Origin of the sequence: Peribacillus sp. NPDC076916, assembly GCF_050269675.1 — a bacterium.
Lineage (GTDB): Bacteria > Bacillota > Bacilli > Bacillales > DSM-1321 > Peribacillus > Peribacillus aracenensis.
In genome coordinates this window covers 402,527-421,696 of record NZ_JBNNIU010000001.1, presented here as the reverse complement: position 1 = coordinate 421,696, position 19,170 = coordinate 402,527, and the positions used below count along the sequence as shown (strand labels likewise).

Here is a 19,170-nt window from a genome sequence, read left to right as displayed (position 1 = left end):
TTTTTTCATAATTTAATATGAAAGTGAAAGGGAAGTGAAGGGTTATATGAATTCTGACAAGAAGCTGCCTGTGTACCAGCTTTTTATTCCACCAGTTAATTTAAGGGAACTTCGCAGAGATATATGGTGCAATGATCCTTTACCGGCAAAGTTAACACTTAACAGAAAAAAACTGGATATTGATATTGTTTACCGTGGCTCACATATCCGCGGTTTTCCCAAAAAATCCTATAATGTAGTCTTTTATAAACCAAATACTTATAAGAATGCCAAGGAAATTCATTTAAATGCCGAATATAAGGATAAATCTTTATTAAGAAATAAATTATCTTTAGACTTTTTTGCGGATATAGGCACCTTATCGCCGAACTCCCAGTTCGTTTTCCTGAATCTGAACGGAAAGGACGAAGGGATATACCTAGAATTGGAATCAGTGGATGAATATTATTTGAAGAAAAGGGGGCTGCCCAAGGGTGCCATTTTCTATGCAGTAGATGGTGATGCCAATTTCTCATTGATGAGCGATTTGGATAAAGGGATCAAAAAATCATTGGAGATGGGCTATCAAAAAAAATGCGGGACAGCAAAGGATGAATTATATTTACAAGAGTTGATCCTCCAAATCAATACAATTTCAAGAGTGGATTTTGAAAAGGAAATCGTAAAATATGTCGATGTGGAAAAGTACCTGCGCTGGCTGGCTGGTGTCATATTTACGCAAAACTATGATGGGTTCGTTCATAACTATGCCTTGTATCGAAATGGAGATACTGGACTCTTTGAAATGATTCCATGGGATTATGATGCGACATGGGGCAGGGATGTTAACGGGAAAGTGATGGAAGAGAATTATGTGGGAATCGAAGGATTCAATACATTGACTGCTAGAATCCTTGATGTAAGGGGATTTCGTGTCCGGTACCAAGAACTTCTTAAGGAGATTTTGAACAATCATTTTAACGTGGACTATATGAAACCTATCATTCAGGAAATGCATGATCAAATAAAACCTTATGTTTCAAAAGATCCATATATCAAGGGGAATATTGTGAAATTTGATAATGAGCCCAAATTCATCCTGGAATTCATTGAGGCCCGTGCAAAGTATATAAGTAGCCGGCTGCATAAATTGGATTAATAATTCCTTTACTATAGTGAAGGAACAATGATGAATTTAACGGCATGAGTGTTAAAAGAAAAGCATTCATGCTTTTTTACATACGATTCCATTTGCTTTTCTATACCATTACAGCTATGTTTGATAGAAAGATATAATCTAAAGTAATGAAGGATGGGAATGGATTGACTAATCATAGCCGCAAACCGGCATATATATATACGTTTACATGCAGCCCTGACGAACGCTCATTATCTAAAATGGAGATGCGCTCGTTCTTTGGCTTTGAGACTTCAGGGAATATTCTGAAAAGTGATATAGCAATTGAACCGAGCAGGAGCCCTTTTATAAAAGGGCGTGTCGACGTTATGTTTGAAGGGAAAAGCATATCCGAAATCGTTGAGCAAGTGAAAGGTATTCATTTGCCTGATTCTACATTCAAAGTATTATTCGTAAAAATTAATGATCTGAATAAAGACGCAAAAATAGATTATGATGGACAGCGCGAAATTGAAAGGGAGATAGGCTGGCATATTCAGGGGAATGCCGATGTGCGTAATCCTGATCAGGTCTTTGGAATCGTGACCCTTGGCGGACGTTGGTATTTTGGGAAGTATGTCAAGCCTGAAGCGGTTTGGTTAAAACACATGAAGAAGCCCCGGGAATATTCGACAGCGCTTAGCACAAGAGTGGCAAGGGCCATTGCTAACATAGCCGTTCCACATCCGGATGGAGTGAAGGCAATTGATCCATGCTGCGGAATTGGAACGGTATTGGTAGAAGCCCTATCGATGGGGATCAATATTGATGGCCGGGATATCAACCCGCTTGTTACCGACGGTTCCAGGGAGAATATTGCCTATTTCGGCCTCGAAGGTGATGTAACTACAGGTCCGATTTCGGAGGTCACCAGTAAATATGATGTAGCGATTATCGATATGCCTTACAATTTATATACACATGCGACGCCGGAAGATCAGCTATCGATCCTTAAACATGCCAGAAGCTTTGCTGACAAGGTCGTCGTCGTAACGATCGACACGATGGATCATATGATTGAAGAAGCAGGATTTGAAATTGCTGATCGCTGTGTGGCCAGGAAAGGCATTTTTTCCAGAGAGGTTGTAGTGTGTGTGTAGGTTCCATCATCAAGAAAAGGCTGAAATCTTTGAATGGATATGGACTTACCCGATCAAGTTGACAACAAAAAAAGGCTATGCTGCCATCTGGCTCGATATTCAACCGGTGCTGGATGGCGGACAAGCCCCCTTTAAATTAAGTTTTAAACTTGACTAAATTCCCGGTGTAGATGAACTTTCAGGAATATTTTCATAGTCTGATGGATTAAGATTATGAACGGATCCATCTGTTACACCATTGATAATACCCATTAGACCCGTTTCAACTGTTTTTACTAGCTGGCCTTTCTTTTTTTGCCCAAAGTTTTGTGTTTGTCCACTTACTTCAAATAGAACCGTACCACTTCCGTTTAAAGCAAACGTTCCTAAAGCAGTACCTGGCAGGTCGATAGATTGATCGTACAATGAAATATTTGTGAACACGGAATTCCCTTTTGCTTGTAGTGCGTTATAAGCAGTAAGTGTCAACTGACGGGAGAAATCATATTTAAAATTATCTGCATACTCTGCATATTTAGCCCCTTCAGGAGTGCTTGGGTTGGCAACAAATTTTCCGGATATTGACATCGTTACACGATCATCAGTTCCTTCGATATATGGGAACCCTTGGTGATGAAGGTCGATAAAAACATCCACTTTACCAAATTTCGATTTTAACCCTTTATATATGTCACGTACCGTTTGCGATTCAGGTGTAATAAACCAGCCCGGCTTTTCAGATGCCCCTGGGAAGTCTTGAGGCTTTGGTTCATAGTTTAGGTTCGGATTAAAGTCACGATTAACATCAAATCCCGGTTTGCTAGCATAGTCGTCGCCTGATCTGGGAGTAGTGTAATAGTTCCAAGTAGGTTTCACATTAGAAAGTTGGGGAAATTTCCCTACAACCTCAGACCATGTCATCTCATTTCCACGACGATCAAGCTCCGAGCCGTCTACGTTCATCATTGGAATAGCAACAATTGTTAGTTCATCAAGCACTTTCTTTACCTCAGGTGAGTTACTTTGACCAAGGTTTTCAAGAATGTTCAATAACGCAACAGTTCCTGTTTTTTCATTTCCATGAATTTCACTTTGAATAAGAACGACTTTGTCACCATGACCGACAGTCACTTTTTGAATGGAACGACCCTGATTTGTTTGTCCAGCGACTTCTACTTTGACTTTCCCTGCACTCACTTGCTCAAGTTGATTTAATTTTTTTACAAGTTCGTCATAATTAAGGAATGCTTCGGTGGAGAGATTCGTTCCACCTGTCGGATTTGGTCCTCGTTCAGCTAAGCTGACATTTGGGCCGAGTAATGCTGCGGCCACTACTGTTGAACTTAAAACCTTTAAAAATTTTCTTTTCACATTCATTCTCCTGTTCTGAAAATATTTAATATTCAGATATTAATTCTTCGTTTTCACTCCCTATTCCTGTTCGATTAATTAAAACACCTAAATAGGCCTATGTATTTCAGATTCAATGTGGTTTACATATTTTTCTAGATATAGTAAAATCCCCTCCAAGTGGTAGTGTATCAACTACGGTTTACCAGTAGCCTTTTACATTTTCCACTTAGTGGGGATAATATCAATTCCAGCCTTTTTTTGATGTCACTTAGCTTGATAATGAACTACATTTTCAACGAGTTGTTTCGTGACCTTCCCTTGATATTCTAAATAATCCAAATGGCCAATGATTTCTGACATGACGAGCGGGAATTCCGCTATATACTTTTGTTTATAAAACTCCTTTGCCAGTTCATTGCCGGTAGAAATTCCGGATGCTATCAAGCTAAGGATTTTTTGTGATTTTCTCTCTATGCTGTTGAGTCTTTTTTCAATCAAAAGACCAGGCTGTTCAATGATGTTACCATGACCAGGATAGAGGAGATTCACCTGTAATGCCAAACATCGTTTTAATGAATCGATATGATCTACAAGAGTCAGCATTCTATTTCCGTTTTCATCAGGTTCGATCAAGGCATTGCTTGATATATGTTCAATCAATAAATCACCTGCAAGAAGCCGTTTCGCTTCCTGGTCAAGGAAAGCAATTTGATCCGGGGCATGCCCGGGAAATTCGATCACTTCAAAATTCAGCCATTGTTTTTCCGTGATTGCGATGATGTCACCATTCAGTTTTTGATCTTTATTATTATCGACAGCGTTGAATAGGTAAGCCACTTGTTTATCTCCAAGTTCACCACAGCCCATTTCAATGTAAAGCTGCTTATAGAATTCAATTCTCATACTTAAGAAGTCAGGGTCCCTTTTTAAACGGGGAATGGATTTAGAATGGGCATAAACGGGAATCGGATGGAGTTCGGTAATCCGATTGACCAAACCAACATGGTCTCCATGGTGATGGGTTAATAAAATTCCCGTGATATCTCCGACGGTAAATCCATTTTCGTTTAATGTTTGCTGAAGTGCATTCCAGCAGACGTCATCATTCATGCCTGCATCGACTAATGTTAAAGATTCATCCTGCTTAACTAAATAAAAGTTTATACTTTTTAAAGATAAAGCGCTTGGAGCTATGATTGGATAAATTTTAAATGTTGTTTTCGTTTTCATGAACTTCCCATATCCTCCTAAATCGAGATAAACATCATCTGGAAAATTGTTGTATTACTAATGACCGACTAGATTTAAAGGGTTATTATTCTATGATTAGTTGAGTGAATTGAAACTGTCAAGCGGAAGCCTCCTTGTAAACGAGAAAATTAATAGTAGAATGATTGGAAATAGATGGTCTATTTATCTAGTTTATTTTAAAATTGAATAAACAAGCTAGTAATTTAGCCAATATTCTTATAATTAATTATTGGGTAACGAAAACTGAAGGTGAAAAATGGTGCAAGAATGCGTTAATGGAATGAAACGGTATAGGAGGTTATGGTTTGAAGCCAAAAATTTATATTACAAGGAAATTGCCGGAACAAATCATCGAAGGTCTTAGTCGGAAATATGATGTCAGGATGTGGGAACAAGAGGATATACCGGTCCCTAGAGAGGTCCTTGAAGAAGAAATGAAAGAAGTAGAGGGGCTGCTTTGTTTATTGACGGAACAAATCGATGAGTCACTGATTCAACGGGCGCCTAACCTGAAAATCATAGCGAATATGGCAGTGGGCCATAATAATATTGATGTTCGAAGTGCAACAAAACGGGGCATCATGGTCACGAACACACCGGGGGTTTTAACGGAAACGACAGCTGATTTAACCTTCGGCTTGCTGCTTGCAACGGCAAGAAGGATGATGGAGGCAGAAGATTATTTAAGGAGTGGAAAGTGGGAAACATGGTCGCCGATGCAACTGACCGGACAGGATGTACACGGTGCAACGCTTGGTATAATCGGTTTGGGTAGGATTGGGGAAGCCCTTGCAAAAAGAGCTAAGGGATTTGATATGAACTTGGTTTATTTTAATCGAAGCCGTAAATATGAACAGGAAAAAGAATTAGGAATCGAATATCAGTCCCTTGAAAAATTGCTCCGAATATCGGATTTCGTTTGTGTCATGCTGCCGCTCACACCGGAAACCACTTATATGATTGGTAAGGAGCAGCTTGAATTAATGAAAGGGACGGCTGTGCTCATTAATACAGCAAGAGGCGGGATTATCGATGAAAAGGCGTTATACCAGGCACTGGAAAACCGAGAGATATGGGCGGCTGGATTGGATGTATTCGAAGAAGAGCCCGTCCCTGTGGATCACCCGCTGCTAACATTGCCCAATGTCGTTACACTGCCGCATATTGGGAGTGCCAGCATTGCCACAAGATTGAAGATGGCAGCTCTTGCGGTACAAAACTTGATGGATGGATTATCTGGTGATACTCCGCGTAATTTAGTATTGTTGAATAAATCAAAATGACTCTGAATATGGGATTCGGAATGCCCTTATCCCGAATGACTGTCTAGCCGAGACCCCCAGGCGCTCGCTTTGATGAGGCTTGGCAACGGTCGGCGGAAAGGGAGCGGATTTCTGAAATGCAAACTGGCTTTTCTTCGAGTTTGTCTAGAGTTTGAAATGACTCCAAAATGGGGTCATTTTTTATGTGGAATTGTTTGGACCTTTTATAGCCTTACTTTGGTTCGCAGTATCCTCAAATATATTTCCTGATTTAAGATTTTTCCTTTTAGAAGATTTCTGAGTTTTGAACATTACTTAATTGAGTGCTCGAGGGAAGAATCCAATTCTAGGGGAAGCATACTTATCGTAAATTGTTCGGATCTTTTGTAAAATAAAGAAAGTCGGGTTTTATCCAGGAAAACAATTAGTTGAAAGGGATAGGGGTAATAATGATTGAAATGAAGGAAACGATACCATCAGGCAACGAAATGACTAAATCCAAAAGGCTGTTGATGGCTCTTATGCTGGGGTCTTTTGCAGCGATTGGGCCGTTGTCACTTGATATGTATTTACCGGGTCTTCCCACACTGGCGGAGGATCTGAAAAGCAGTACATCTTTAGCGCAGCTGAGCTTGACGGCCTGTTTGTTAGGATTGGCTTTAGGCCAAATTTATTTAGGGCCGCTAAGTGATGCAAAAGGAAGACGGACACCGTTAATCATATCTTTATCCATTTATTGCATATCCTCTCTGTTATGCGCTTTTGCTCCAACCATTGAATTGCTTTTATTATTACGTTTTATCCAAGGTATTGCTGGAGCGGGGGGCATTGTCATTTCAAGGGCGATAGTTCGTGACCTTTTTTCAGGATCGGATTTGACCAAGTTCTTCTCCATGTTAATGCTGGTGAATGGGGCGGCTCCGATATTGGCTCCGGTTTTTGGCGGTCAGCTTTTGCAGTTCACGTCTTGGCGGGGAGTCTTCGTTGTCATTTCAGTATTAAGTATCATTATGGTTGCAGCTGCATTTTGGGGGATAAAGGAAACTTTAACGTTTAATCTCAGAAGTGCAGGTGGGGTAAAAGATACTATCAGGACATTTGGGAACTTATTGAGAGATCGTGTGTTTATGGGCTATGCTTTTGCACAAGGATTCATAAGTGCCGCCATGTTCGCTTATATTTCCGGATCGCCTTTTGTTCTCCAGAACATTTATGGCGTTTCTCCACAGACCTTCAGTTTGATTTTTGCAATAAACGGAATTGGGATCATCATCGCTTCACAAGTTGCCGGGAAGCTTGCAGGGAAGGTCAAAGAGGAAAAACTGCTTCAAATGGGATTATGTCTAGCATTGTTTGGGGGGATATTACTACTTGCCTCAGTCCTTCTCGAAATTGGGTTGGCAGGAATCTTGGTCGCTTTATTCCTCTCCGTCTCCAGCGTCGGTATTGTCGGCACTACGAGTTTTTCTTTAGCGATGCAAAATCAGAAAAAAACAGCAGGCAGTGCTTCGGCTTTAATTGGCCTGCTTCCTTTCATATTAGGATCACTAATGGCTCCCTTGGTGGGACTAGGCTCAGGTGAGTCACCCTTGCCTATGGGAATTGTGATGGTAAGTTGTCATGTCATCGCAATGTTCGCTTATTTAATTCTTGCCCGTCGTGGGTTAAGGCGAGTTTAATTAGGAAAAGCTGAAATCCTTGATGTGGATTTCAGCTTTTTCCTTTAGGGGCGTAAGTATGAATCATAATAGTGATTCTGCTCCATCGATATAAACTTCCGTGCCCGTAATATGGGAAGACATGTCCGATGCTAGAAACAATACGAGATCACCAGCTTGTTCGGTAGTCCCCGCTTTCTTCGCCAGGGGCTGAGAGCCTTGCGGATATTCAATGGGAATCCTGATTTTTTTTAAGTTTTCATCTTCCGGGAATGTGTTATCGTGAATGTTCGTATCGATGGAGCCGGGACAAATGGTATTTACCCTGATTTTATATCTTGCCAATTCGAGTGCAGCCATTTTCCCAAAAGCGACCTGACCAGCTTTGGATGAACTATAAGCGGAAAAACCAAAATTCTTGAAATATCGGTTTCCATTGATGGAGCTGTTGATTACGATGCTGCCACCCGTTTCCTTCATGTAGGGAATGGCATATTTGATGGTGAGAAAAGTGCCTTTGAGGTTGATGGTATGTGTCTGATCCCAATCTTCTGGCTTTATATCTTCTATAGGGGCAATCACTCCGTTAATGCCTGCGTTTGCAAATACAAAATCAATTTTCCCAAACTGTTCATGGGCCGTCTTGAAGGCATGTTCAACTTGCTCAGCCTTGGAAACGTCCGTTTTAATGATTAATGCCTTTCGACCCAGGTTTTCCACTTCTTCCTTCACTTTTTCGGCATTTTCGACTGTACGGTCAAAAAAGATGATGTTCGCGCCGTTTTCAGCTAGTTTCAGTGCGGCACCCCGGCCAATTCCCGACCCTCCACCGGTAATGATGGCAACTTTGTTTATCATTAATTCTGTCATACACTTCACACGCTCCTTTTAAGTTTGCTTTCCCGTTAGGGAGTATGTAGAAACATCATGGCAGTGGTATTATAGAAAAATTATAAACGAATATTGCCTGAAAAATCCAATTTAAACAGTTGCGAGTGTTCATTATACTTTGTTTTTCAGTGAAATGTCTGTATATTGAGGACATGATTACGTTAGCTTGAAAGGGGATAGAATGTTGATAAGATTAGGGGTAATAGGTACAAATTGGATCACGGAACGATTTTTGGAGGCTGCAAAGCATGTAGAGGATTTATCGTTAACCGCCGTGTACTCACGTACAGAAGAGAAAGCCAAGGAATTTGCCAATAAATACGAAGTACATACGACTTTTACGAATTTAGAAGTCATGGCCGCCAGTGATGAAATCGACGCAGTATACATAGCAAGCCCTAATTCTCATCATTGCAGGCAAGCCGTGTTGTTTTTACAAAATAAAAAACATGTATTATGTGAAAAACCAATGGCTTCAAATGCGGAAGAAGTAAGGGAAATGATTGAGGCTGCAAAACAAAATGATGTTCTATTGATGGAAGCAATGAAATCGACCATCATGCCGAATTTTGAAAGTATAAAGGGAAATCTGGATAAAATCGGGAAGGTACGGCGTTTCTCGGGAAGCTTTTGTCAATATTCATCTAGATATGATTCGTATAAACAAGGCACTGTGCTGAATGCATTCAATCCTGAATTCTCCAGTGGCTCTTTAATGGATCTTGGTATTTACGTACTCTATCCGCTTGTTGTTCTGTTCGGTAAACCAAATAAGGTACAGGCATCAGGAACGATGCTTGAATCAGGAGTCGATGGGCAGGGTACGATTCTGCTTTCCTATGATGAAATGGAGGCAGTCGTCATGTTCTCCAAGATTACTGAGTCCAATTTGCCTTCGGAAATTCAAGGTGAACATGGAAGCATCATCATTCAGAAAATTTCAGGACCGCAAGCGGTTGATATTCAGTATCGGGATGGAACCACTGAAAATATTTCAGTTAAACAGGATATGCCTACCATGTATTATGAAGCGAAAGAGTTTGTTGAATTGATACAGCAGGGGAAAATGGAGTCCGATATAAATTCGTATACGAATTCACTATTGACTATGGAAATCATGGATGAAGCAAGAAAGCAAATCGGAATCGTCTTTCCTTCAGACCGCTTATAAGCATATTAGTGGACATGGCCAATAAGGAAGGGGAAAAATGGATGTTACTGATAACCGGTAATTGGGTAAAATTCAGTACAGGGATAATTTTATTGTTGGGGGAATGGACATGAAATGCAAAATTAATCGTAATGCAGCTAAGGTCTTACAAAAAATGCTGATCACTGAAGAAGCGAAAGGGAAAATGATTCGTGTATATATCACCCATATGCATGGCGATCATGCCCATTATGACATGAAACTAGATACACCGGCAGAACATGATGAAATCGTCAAAACTGATAAAGATATCGATATTTTACTGGATTCACGTGAAGAATTTCTGGATGGTGTCTGGATAAAATATTTTTATGTACCTGAAGAAGGCTTTGAAATCACGAACCCTTCTAAAGAACCGCACGGACATCATCACCACTAAGAGTAAAGGGGGAGGATTGACATGAATCAAAAATACGAAAAGATCTTTCAACCATATAAATTTCCATCAGGGGTAGAAGTGAAGAATCGTATCATGATGGCTCCTATGACCACTTATTCTTCGGATGATCAAGGCTTTGTAACCGATGATGAACTGGCCTATTACGCTGAGCGCTCGGCTGGTGTAGGAGCGGTGGTCACGGCATGTGCCTATGTATCTGCTGGAGGCAAGGGATTCCCAGGCCAGCTTAGTGCAGATGACGATTCCTTTATCCCATCCTTGAGAAAACTAGCCGAAACGATCCAGTCCAACGGGTCAAAAGCGATTCTGCAAATATACCATGGAGGCCGGCAAAGTCCGCCGGATTTATTGCCTGATAACCAACCTGTATCTGCAAGTGCCATTGCTTCAAACGATGAAGCACCTGTACCGCGGGAAATGAGTGAAGACGAAATACAAGAGGTTATTAAGGCATTTAGCGAAGCAACAAGAAGGGCCATCGAAGCAGGATTTGATGGTGTGGAAATCCATGGTGCCAATACGTACTTGCTTCAACAATTCTTCTCGCCACACTCGAACCGTCGTACGGATAACTGGGGTGGGACACTGGGACAACGATTGATTTTCCCGCTTACCATTGTGAATGAAGTCGAGAAAACGGTTGCTGAGCATGCGAGAAAGCCGTTTATCATCGGCTACCGCCTTTCCCCTGAAGAAGGCAGCAATCCTGGAATCACTTTAGATGATACGATCCAACTCGTTGACAGACTAGCGAATCAAAACCTGGATTATCTACATATATCGGTAGGTCACTTCTGGAATGGCTCATTCCGTGAGAGTGATAGGACAAAGTCACGCATCGTTAAAATTTACGATAAAGTAGGTAATCGTATCCCTGTGGTCGGTGTAGGATCACTGCATACACCTGATGAAGTAGCAGAAGCTATGGAAACGGGTGTCCCTTTCATCGCCCTTGGCCGTGAGCTTCTTATGGAACCGCATTGGATTGAAAAAATCAGATCTGGAAAAGAAGCGGAAATACGGACTACTCTCTCCAAAAAAGATCAGGATGAACTGGTCATTCCAGATCCGCTTTGGGAAAAGTTGATCGGGATAAAAGGTTGGCTCCCGGTTGTGGAGTGATTGTTAATGTCAGAAATAATATGTTACCCGTCCTCCAAAGGAGGACGGGTTTTGTATGTTTACATATGAAACTAACAACAGATGTAAGTTATTCATCCTTTGCTACAAGTGAGATTGAATCTGGATTTATTCATTCTTCATAGTGAATACTATCTTTAATGCAAAGTTTATGTAGGCAAATATGAATGAAAGTAATATAATCATGTTAATATTTGTACCAATAAATAAAATATATTATTATCAATTTTATAAGTTGGTATGAAAACGGAGGGGTTGTAATGAGGTTTCCACACGATTTTTTATTCGGAGCAGCTTCTGCTTCTTTTCAAATAGAAGGAGCATGGGATGAAGATGGAAAAGGTATAACGAATTGGGATGTCTTTTCAAAGATTCCAGGGAAAACATATGAAGGTACAAACGGGGATGTAGCTATAGACCATTATCATCGTTACAAAGAAGATATTAAATTAATGGCAGAGATGGGACTTGAATCGTACCGGTTTTCCATTTCATGGGCACGTATTTTGCCGACAGGTGACGGGGAAGTAAATGAAAAAGGCGTGGAATTTTATAATAATGTGATAGATGAATGCTTAAAATATGGGATTGTTCCATTTGTTACGCTGTATCATTGGGATTTGCCTTTGACCCTTGAACAAGATGGGGGATGGACGAATAAGCGAACAGCTGAAGCATTCGTCAAGTATGCGGAAATTTGCTTTCGCGCATTCGGAGACCGCATCAAACATTGGATCACGTTTAATGAAACGGTTATGTTTTGCGGTCTGGGCTATTTAAAAGGAGCGCACCCGCCTGGAATCCAAAACGATGAAAATAAATACTTTCAAGCGACACATTATGTTTTTTATGCACACGCAAAAGCGGTAGAGGTATACAAGTCACTGAATCATTACGGTGAAATTGGGATTACCCATGTTTTCCTGCCTGCTTACAGTATAAATGACAAACATGAGAATGTATTGGCTGCTCGTCATGCCAATGAATATGAAACTTTTTGGTATTATGACCCTATTTTAAAAGGTGAATATCCAGCTTATGTGGTTGAGCAATTAAAGGGAAAAGGCTGGACGCCAAGTTGGACCGAAGAAGAACTGGATACGCTAAAAAGAAATGCGGGGAAAAATGATTTTATTGGACTCAATTATTACCAGCCCATTCGCGTGGAAAAAAATCGGGAAGCCGTTTCAAACATGGAGCATTCAAGAGAAACATCTACTCTGGCTCCAGGGAACCCGTCTTTTGATGGCTTTTATCGGACTGTAAAAATGGATGATAAAACATATACAAAATGGGGCTGGGAAATCTCACCTCAAGGATTTTTAGATGGACTGCATATGTTAAAAGAACGTTATGGTGAAATTAAAATGTATGTTACAGAGAACGGACTTGGTGATGAGGATCCGATTATCGATGGTGAAATAGTGGATGTTCCCCGTATTAAATATATTGAGGAACACTTAAAAGTGATTAAACGTGCAATCAAAGAAGGCATCCATTTAAAAGGGTATTACGCATGGTCTGTCATTGATCTATTAAGTTGGTTAAACGGGTATAAGAAGCAATACGGATTTATTTACGTAGATCATCATGATCAGTTAAACCGGAAAAAGAAGCTGTCGTTTCATTGGTATAAGCATATTATCGAGACGAGAGGAGAAGAGCTGTAAACTAAAAAGAAAACCTCTTGGTTTTGATCAAAAGGTTTTTGTGTATATTTAGAGCCTGAACCGAAATACAAAATTAGGTTTATAGGGCATGTTTTGAGCAATCTTTCTCAAAACATGCTTTTTCTATTGTAATAAGGTTTCCGGCATGGGGAATTAGTCCAAAGTTCAAATCTCCTGATTCGTAGTCTGAATCTCCAGCTTCAAATTAACCAGACTGGAAGTATGGTCCCGGATTGTAATGTAAATGTAAAAAGGCGAAAAAACTGTAAACAAATGTTAATGTTACTAATAATGTACAGTTTAACGTTTTACTGTATAATGTTGAAGCGTGGTCAAGACCATGTCAAATAACTTAACAAAGGAGATTACATATGACGATTATTTCTTAGTCTTGAAAAGTCCCCCGCATGGTTTGTCCCGTTGAAACAACCTACAATAGTTAGATTCATTTCGATCAAGCAACTCCCTCAAGAATGAAAGAGTGTCATTTTTTCCTGTTGATGGTAGATTCATATTTTAAAAAAACGACTAAGGATGTGAGTTTGAAAAGGATGATAAAAGATTCTAGATTTCAAGGGTATAATATGAAGGGTTTTCAAAAGGACGTAACGGCAGGATTGGTTGTAGGTGTTGTAGCCATTCCTCTAGGATTGGCTTTTGCAATTGCTTCAGGCGTCGAACCAATATATGGGTTATATACGACCATCATCGCTGGAATCCTCATATCGATTTTGGGTGGCTCCAAGTATCAAATTGGAGGACCAACCGGGGCGTTTGTTCCTTTATTATTTGGAATCGTCATGCAATATGGGTATGAAAGTCTGCTTATTGCCGGGTTTTTAGCGGGGATGATATTAGTCTTGATGGGTCTTCTTAAGTTGGGCAATTTGATGAAGTTCATTCCCCGTCCAGTCATTATTGGATTTACAACAGGAATTGCGATAATAATCTTTTCAGGGCAAATTGCCAACTTCTTTGGCATGAAAGTGGAAAAACATGAAGCGTTCATGGATAACATGAAGGAACTGGTGATTAAAGCAGACACGATCAATATATATAGTGTGTTTGTTGCGATTATATGTTTTGTCGTCATACTGCTGGCACCTAGACTCCTGCCCCGAGTGCCGGGACCGCTTCTGGGCCTGCTGCTATCAACAATGGCAGCCTACTTTTTATTTCCCGATAAGGTGGCCACGATTGGTTCCACGTATGGAGCGATTCCGAAAGGTTTTCCGGAATTCCAAGTGCCGGAGCTTTCAGTGGAAGTCATTATTACACTCCTTCCCGTTGCGTTTACAATTGCCTTGTTAGGCGGTGTCGAGTCATTGTTATCCGCTACCGTGGCCGATAACATGGGGGGAACCAAGCATGATAGCAATAAGGAATTGGTTGGGCAAGGAATTGCGAACATCGCAACCCCATTCTTCGGCGGGATACCTGCAACAGGGGCTATTGCCAGGACAGCTACCAATATAAAAAGCGGGGCAGTCTCCCCGATGTCCGGAGTCATTCACGGTATTGTCGTTTTACTGGTTTTGCTGGTGCTTTCTCCATATGCAGCACATATACCTTTGGCTAGCATGGCTCCCATATTGATGTTTGTTGCCTGGAATATGAGTGAAAGAAAGGAATTCGCTCATGTATTGAAAACGAAGACGTCGGATTCTGCCGTTTTGCTGGTCACCTTCCTCATCACTGTCTTCACTGATTTAATCATGGGAGTGGGAATCGGCTTATTGATTGCATTCATCACCTTCATTGCAAAAATGAGCCACACGTTAAAGGTTAGGGAAAGAAGTCATGAGATTACTGAGATTGTTCCAATTGATAATTCGGAGTCAAAGATCAATGTGTATAACTTGGAAGGTCCTCTCTTCTTTGGTTCGATAGACGTCCTGGAGTCATCGATATTGGAGAACTTGGATAATAAGACGAAAGTGTTGGTATTAAGCATGCGCCGGGTAACATATATGGACACTTCAGCAGAGGCTGCACTATTGGCGATTGTTAATCGCATCGGTAAATATAAGGGGAAATTAATCATTTCCGGAATCCAGCAGCAACCAAAGGAATTGTTACTCAGTACAGGTTTGTATCATAAGATAGAAAAACAGCACTTTTTTAAATCGAAGGAAGATGCCCTGTATTTTGCCAAGAAGCAGTTGAAGGGCAATTCGGATAAAGTAGTCTAATAGATTCATCCTCGAAGTCACCTTTTAGGATAGTTATGTTATAGTATCGTTAACAGTAGATTTTAAAAGAAGGTGACTATCTGGGTGAATGTATATCGGATTGGCCAGCTTGCTGAACTTGCGAATGTTTCGCGAAGAACCATTGACTATTACACACAATTAGGAATGCTGAACTATGAAAAAACTGGGTCAAGATATCGATATTACACAGAAGATGCTTTAAATCGTCTTCAAATGATTAATCGGTATAAGGAACAGAATATGCCGTTGACTGAAATCAAGGAACGGTTACAAGTCTTGTATGAAACCACAGTTGAGTCCGAGCAAGTCCTCTTGATGGTGGACAAGATATCTACAGATCTTAAAGGACTGGAGAATGAATTGCTTGAATTAAAACCGTTACTGGAACAGCTCGATGAACAGCAATTAACATATGCTGCACAACAGCTTTCCGTTCGTGGCAGCTCTTTATTGAGCATCATTGCCATGCTCACTTAAGCTAATTGCCGAGTTCAACAAAAAAGACCTGATTGGGTCTTTTTTTTGTTGAACTGTTGATTTGAAAATCTATATCCAAACTCATAAACTGAGCTTTATACGATAGCAGTACTTTATTTTTGCTGAACTGACTCTATAAATCTTTTTTTCGATAAAGATGAAGGATATAAGGGAATGGAAAAAGAAGAACTTAAATATCTACTACTATATGATGAGGTGAAAGGGAATGATTGGATCAATAGTTACGACGGTAAAAGGACATCTTCAAGGTACTATGGAAAACGATATATGCGTTTGGCGTGGAGTCAGGTATGCTAAAGCGCCGATCGAGGATCTGCGTTTCCGCTCACCGGAGCCAGTTGATAAGTGGAGCGGTGTCATCGATGCAGTGGAATTTGGTCCCATTCCCCCGCAGCCGATGGATCGGGCGGTAAGAACAGGAATGGACGGAAATGAAAAAAAGGATGAGGATTGTTTGTTCTTGAATATTTGGTCACCTAGAGCTGATGATAAAAAACGCCCGGTCATGGTCTGGATTCCTGGAGGAGCATATATAACGGGAGCTGGATCCATTGATATGTACAATGGACATTTACTGGCTAAAAATGGAGATGTAGTCGTAGTAAGCATCAACTATAGGCTGGGGGCACTGGGATATCTGGATTTTACCGAGTTTGCAGGTGATGGGGAAATATTTGAAACCAATTTAGGTTTACGTGATCAAGTTGCGTCTCTTAAATGGGTTAAGGAGAATATAGAAGTGTTTGGCGGCGACCCTGATAATGTTACGATATTTGGAGAATCAGCTGGAGGCAATGCGGTTACCACTTTACTTACTGTTCCATCAGCGAGAGGTCTTTTTAAACAGGCCATTGCAGAAAGTCCCGCTCCGACATCTGTTTACGGAAAAGGATTTGCGCGCCAATTCAGTGAACGGTTCCTTGAGATATTGGGCATTGGAAAGAATGAATTCCATCGGTTAAAAACACTTCCAGTTCAAGAGATTGTCGCGGCCTCCTACCAACTCTTACAGGAAAACTCACAAGCCATGCCGGGCTCACTACCCTTTGGACCTGTCGTAGATGGTGACTTCCTGCCCGATTATCCACTAGATTCGATTCGATCCGGAAAAGCAAAGGGCATACCCTTGCTTATAGGAACAAATAGGGACGAAGCGACCTTATTCGAACAGATGGATCCCCCTTTGATCCCAACTAATGCGGCAATGATTCATAAAATGTTCGAAAATACAGATCCAGAGGCGAAAGAGCGAATTACGAATGCCTATATAAACTACCCAGAAAAGAAAGCTGTGCTTGGCATTGGCCGTGATGCGACCTTCCATATTCCCTCAGTTTGGTATGCGGAGGCATACAGCCGCTTTGAAAAAAAAACTTGGATGTATCGTTTTGATTATAAAACGGCGGCAATGCGCATAAGTAAATTAGGGGCGACGCATGGTATGGAAATCCCTTTTGCCTTCCAGACTTTCGACTCGGCATTTGGGAAACGGATCACTTCATTTGGTTCAAGGTCAGCTGCCCTAAAGGTTTCCCACAGAATGCAGGGCCATTGGGTCAACTTTGCGAAACATGGAAACCCCAATCCCCCGGAAGGTGAAATTTGGCCAAAATATGATGAAACCAACCACTACACCATGATTTTTGATAAAAAGGATTATATTGAAAAAGACCCTGACAGGATGATAAGGTTGGCATGGGAAGGGGTGGGGATTTACAAGTGAAAAATAGTGGATGGGAAGAAAGCGGGAGAACTTGGATATCAATAATTTCATGTCAACGAAAGGTTATGCGAAAATTTTGGATCAGGAATATCCATTAGTTTCTTACAGAGAAGAGTTCTATTTGAATCCATGGATGATTTATAAGGATGACAACTCATTGGGACTTTTATCGAAACGGGCTGAGGAAAGTTTCAATGAGTTGTCATTGGAAGATTGGAAAAGGTATGGAATAGACGGCTGGGGCCTAGCCCGGCAGATTATATGAAAACTATGAAAACAAAAGGGGAATCATTGCCTAGAATGGGAGCAACATATGGAGAAAAATAAACTGCATCGTGAATTATCATCGAGTCAAATCACAATGATTGCCATGGGGTGTGCAATTGGCACCGGATTATTTTTGGGGAGCGGCCTTGCAATTTCTACGGCAGGTCCAAGTGTACTTATCAGCTATGCAATTGGTGCATTCATTGTCCTTCTGCTGATGGGCTGTTTGGCGGAAATGACTGTAGCCCACCCAACATCGGGATCCTTTGGGACCATTGCTGAAAAATATATAAGTCCATTTGCGGGTTTTGTTGTGAGATATTCATATTGGATAGCGAATGTCCTTGCCATCGGTGTCGAGGTGAGTGCCATCGCTGTTTATATGAAATATTGGTTCCCGGATGTACCTGGGAGCGTTTGGATTTTCCTTTTTGCTGCACTGCTAATCTATGTAAATGCGACGAGTGTCAATACATTCGGGAATTTTGAGTATGTATTTTCCATGATCAAAATCAGCGCCATTGTCATATTCATACTACTGGGCGCCTACGTGGTGTTTGGCGCTGAACCGTCAAGCGGAATCGGTGTAGAGAACTATGTCAATGATGGCGGTTTTATGCCTTTCGGTTTTTGGGGGCTCTGGGTCGCCATATTCATTTCTCTCTTCAGCTTTTTAGGAACTGAGTTGATTGCGGTGACGGCGGGGGAAGCGAAGGATCCTGATATTGCCGTCCCTAAAGCTTTGAAGGCAACTGTCTTCAGGCTTGCCACTTTTTATGTACTGACAATCGGGATCATGTTAATGATTGTTCCCTGGCAATCGGCCGGTATTGATAAAAGCCCATTTGTTAGGGTTATGGAAACCCTGAATGTTCCCGGGGCATCGGGGATCATGAATTTCATTATTTTAACCGCTGCAATATCTGCAATGAACAGTCAATTATATGCCTCCACCAGAATGATATTTTCATTATCCGAGCAAAAGCAGGCTCCAGCCCTATTTCAAAAAGTGAGCAATAAAGGAGTCCCGGTAAGGGCCCTCCTCATATCCACTTTGGGCATATTTCTTGCTGCAGGAGTAAAGGTCCTGCTTCCGGATACTTCATATGCATTCATGATGGGCATATCGATGTTCGGAGCCATTTTTACCTGGTTCATGGTGTTCATTTCCCACTTATTTTTCAGGAAGAGGTGGGAGAAATCGGGGGGACGCAAATTACCGGTTAAAATGTATGGATTTCCATATCTAACGCTACTTGGTGCATTTCTTTTGTTTGCTTTGACGGTATCCACCTGGTTCACTGGCCCGTTTAAAATTGTACTCCAGTTCGGTGTACCATGGCTGATCTTTCTTTGCATTGTTTATGCATTGATGTCGAAAATCAAAAGAATGTAAAGG

Annotated in this window: 17 protein-coding genes; 14 read left to right on the top strand and 3 right to left on the bottom strand. The window is 41.0% G+C overall.

Annotated elements, in window-relative coordinates; all coding sequences use genetic code 11:
* Window positions 1-46: 46 nt before the first annotated feature.
* The 3 genes from ACQKFG_RS02115 (at window position 47) to ACQKFG_RS02105 (ending at window position 2,413) form a co-directional block, all read left to right on the top strand.
* Window positions 47-1,138, top strand: coding sequence for a CotH kinase family protein (locus ACQKFG_RS02115; RefSeq protein ID WP_427555832.1), 1,092 nt, complete (start codon window positions 47-49; stop codon window positions 1,136-1,138).
* 146 nt (window positions 1,139-1,284) lie between these two features.
* The gene (locus ACQKFG_RS02110) at window positions 1,285-2,256 is read left to right on the top strand and encodes a TRM11 family SAM-dependent methyltransferase (RefSeq protein WP_427555829.1); all 972 of its coding nucleotides are present in this window, start codon (window positions 1,285-1,287) and stop codon (window positions 2,254-2,256) included.
* Window positions 2,249-2,413: a hypothetical protein gene (locus tag ACQKFG_RS02105; protein WP_427555826.1), complete on the top strand. Its 165-nt coding sequence runs from the start codon at window positions 2,249-2,251 to the stop codon at window positions 2,411-2,413. The genes ACQKFG_RS02110 and ACQKFG_RS02105 overlap by 8 nt, the downstream gene beginning before the upstream one ends.
* Here ACQKFG_RS02105 and ACQKFG_RS02100 read toward each other — a convergent pair.
* On the bottom strand, window positions 2,410-3,606 hold the full coding sequence (locus ACQKFG_RS02100) for a M14 family zinc carboxypeptidase (RefSeq protein ID WP_427555823.1): 1,197 nt from the start codon (window positions 3,604-3,606) through the stop codon (window positions 2,410-2,412). The genes ACQKFG_RS02105 and ACQKFG_RS02100 overlap by 4 nt on opposite strands.
* A gap of 246 nt (window positions 3,607-3,852) precedes the next feature.
* Window positions 3,853-4,818 (bottom strand): MBL fold metallo-hydrolase, encoded by a 966-nt coding sequence (locus ACQKFG_RS02095; RefSeq protein WP_427555820.1) that lies wholly within the window; start codon window positions 4,816-4,818, stop codon window positions 3,853-3,855.
* Window positions 4,819-5,144: 326 nt separating this feature from the next.
* On the opposite strand from ACQKFG_RS02095, the gene ACQKFG_RS02090 reads away from it, so the two are divergent.
* Window positions 5,145-6,122 (top strand): 2-hydroxyacid dehydrogenase, encoded by a 978-nt coding sequence (locus tag ACQKFG_RS02090; RefSeq protein ID WP_192203768.1) that lies wholly within the window; start codon window positions 5,145-5,147, stop codon window positions 6,120-6,122.
* Between the two features lie 437 nt (window positions 6,123-6,559).
* Window positions 6,560-7,780 carry a multidrug effflux MFS transporter gene (locus ACQKFG_RS02085; RefSeq protein WP_427556729.1) on the top strand — a complete coding sequence of 407 codons (1,221 nt, stop codon included), beginning with the start codon at window positions 6,560-6,562 and terminating at the stop codon, window positions 7,778-7,780.
* A gap of 63 nt (window positions 7,781-7,843) precedes the next feature.
* On the opposite strand, the gene ACQKFG_RS02080 is transcribed toward ACQKFG_RS02085, so the two are convergent.
* A complete protein-coding gene (locus tag ACQKFG_RS02080; RefSeq protein ID WP_192203769.1) occupies window positions 7,844-8,629 on the bottom strand; it encodes an SDR family oxidoreductase in 786 nt (261 codons plus the stop codon).
* A gap of 205 nt (window positions 8,630-8,834) precedes the next feature.
* Between ACQKFG_RS02080 and ACQKFG_RS02075 the strand changes: the two genes are divergently transcribed.
* From ACQKFG_RS02075 to ACQKFG_RS02035, 9 genes are all read left to right on the top strand, one after another.
* Complete coding sequence (locus ACQKFG_RS02075; RefSeq protein ID WP_349729238.1) at window positions 8,835-9,821, top strand: Gfo/Idh/MocA family oxidoreductase; 987 nt, start codon at window positions 8,835-8,837, stop codon at window positions 9,819-9,821.
* A 109-nt stretch (window positions 9,822-9,930) separates the two neighbouring features.
* Complete coding sequence (locus tag ACQKFG_RS02070) at window positions 9,931-10,239, top strand: iron-sulfur cluster assembly accessory protein (protein WP_427555815.1); 309 nt, start codon at window positions 9,931-9,933, stop codon at window positions 10,237-10,239.
* A gap of 21 nt (window positions 10,240-10,260) precedes the next feature.
* Window positions 10,261-11,382 carry an NADH-dependent flavin oxidoreductase gene (locus tag ACQKFG_RS02065; protein ID WP_192203771.1) on the top strand — a complete coding sequence of 374 codons (1,122 nt, stop codon included), beginning with the start codon at window positions 10,261-10,263 and terminating at the stop codon, window positions 11,380-11,382.
* Window positions 11,383-11,660: 278 nt separating this feature from the next.
* Window positions 11,661-13,070, top strand: a complete 1,410-nt coding sequence (locus ACQKFG_RS02060) for a GH1 family beta-glucosidase (protein WP_427555811.1) — start codon at window positions 11,661-11,663, stop codon at window positions 13,068-13,070.
* Between the two features lie 551 nt (window positions 13,071-13,621).
* Entirely contained in the window at window positions 13,622-15,262 is a 1,641-nt protein-coding gene (locus ACQKFG_RS02055) for a SulP family inorganic anion transporter (protein ID WP_353872793.1), read from the top strand.
* A gap of 84 nt (window positions 15,263-15,346) precedes the next feature.
* Window positions 15,347-15,760, top strand: coding sequence for a MerR family transcriptional regulator (locus tag ACQKFG_RS02050; protein WP_427555808.1), 414 nt, complete (start codon window positions 15,347-15,349; stop codon window positions 15,758-15,760).
* Between the two features lie 226 nt (window positions 15,761-15,986).
* Window positions 15,987-17,504 (top strand): carboxylesterase/lipase family protein, encoded by a 1,518-nt coding sequence (locus ACQKFG_RS02045; RefSeq protein WP_427555805.1) that lies wholly within the window; start codon window positions 15,987-15,989, stop codon window positions 17,502-17,504.
* A gap of 31 nt (window positions 17,505-17,535) precedes the next feature.
* On the top strand, window positions 17,536-17,769 hold the full coding sequence (locus tag ACQKFG_RS02040; RefSeq protein WP_353871661.1) for a hypothetical protein: 234 nt from the start codon (window positions 17,536-17,538) through the stop codon (window positions 17,767-17,769).
* A gap of 48 nt (window positions 17,770-17,817) precedes the next feature.
* The gene (locus ACQKFG_RS02035) at window positions 17,818-19,167 is read left to right on the top strand and encodes an amino acid permease (protein ID WP_427555802.1); all 1,350 of its coding nucleotides are present in this window, start codon (window positions 17,818-17,820) and stop codon (window positions 19,165-19,167) included.
* The last annotated feature ends 3 nt before the right edge of the window (window positions 19,168-19,170 follow it).

Bases quoted from the DNA above. Each gene is read 5' to 3' on its own strand.
- ACQKFG_RS02085 (WP_427556729.1), top strand. From the start codon at position 6,560: ATGAAGGAAACGATACCATCAGGCAACGAAATGACTAAATCCAAAAGG.
- ACQKFG_RS02055 (WP_353872793.1), top strand. From the start codon at position 13,622: ATGATAAAAGATTCTAGATTTCAAGGGTATAATATGAAGGGTTTTCAA.
- ACQKFG_RS02060 (WP_427555811.1), top strand. From the start codon at position 11,661: ATGAGGTTTCCACACGATTTTTTATTCGGAGCAGCTTCTGCTTCTTTT.
- ACQKFG_RS02070 (WP_427555815.1), top strand. From the start codon at position 9,931: ATGAAATGCAAAATTAATCGTAATGCAGCTAAGGTCTTACAAAAAATG.
- ACQKFG_RS02065 (WP_192203771.1), top strand. From the start codon at position 10,261: ATGAATCAAAAATACGAAAAGATCTTTCAACCATATAAATTTCCATCA.
- ACQKFG_RS02045 (WP_427555805.1), top strand. From the start codon at position 15,987: ATGATTGGATCAATAGTTACGACGGTAAAAGGACATCTTCAAGGTACT.
- ACQKFG_RS02095 (WP_427555820.1), bottom strand. From the start codon at position 4,818: ATGAAAACGAAAACAACATTTAAAATTTATCCAATCATAGCTCCAAGC.
- ACQKFG_RS02035 (WP_427555802.1), top strand. From the start codon at position 17,818: ATGGAGAAAAATAAACTGCATCGTGAATTATCATCGAGTCAAATCACA.
- ACQKFG_RS02115 (WP_427555832.1), top strand. From the start codon at position 47: ATGAATTCTGACAAGAAGCTGCCTGTGTACCAGCTTTTTATTCCACCA.
- ACQKFG_RS02080 (WP_192203769.1), bottom strand. From the start codon at position 8,629: ATGACAGAATTAATGATAAACAAAGTTGCCATCATTACCGGTGGAGGG.
- ACQKFG_RS02110 (WP_427555829.1), top strand. From the start codon at position 1,285: ATGAAGGATGGGAATGGATTGACTAATCATAGCCGCAAACCGGCATAT.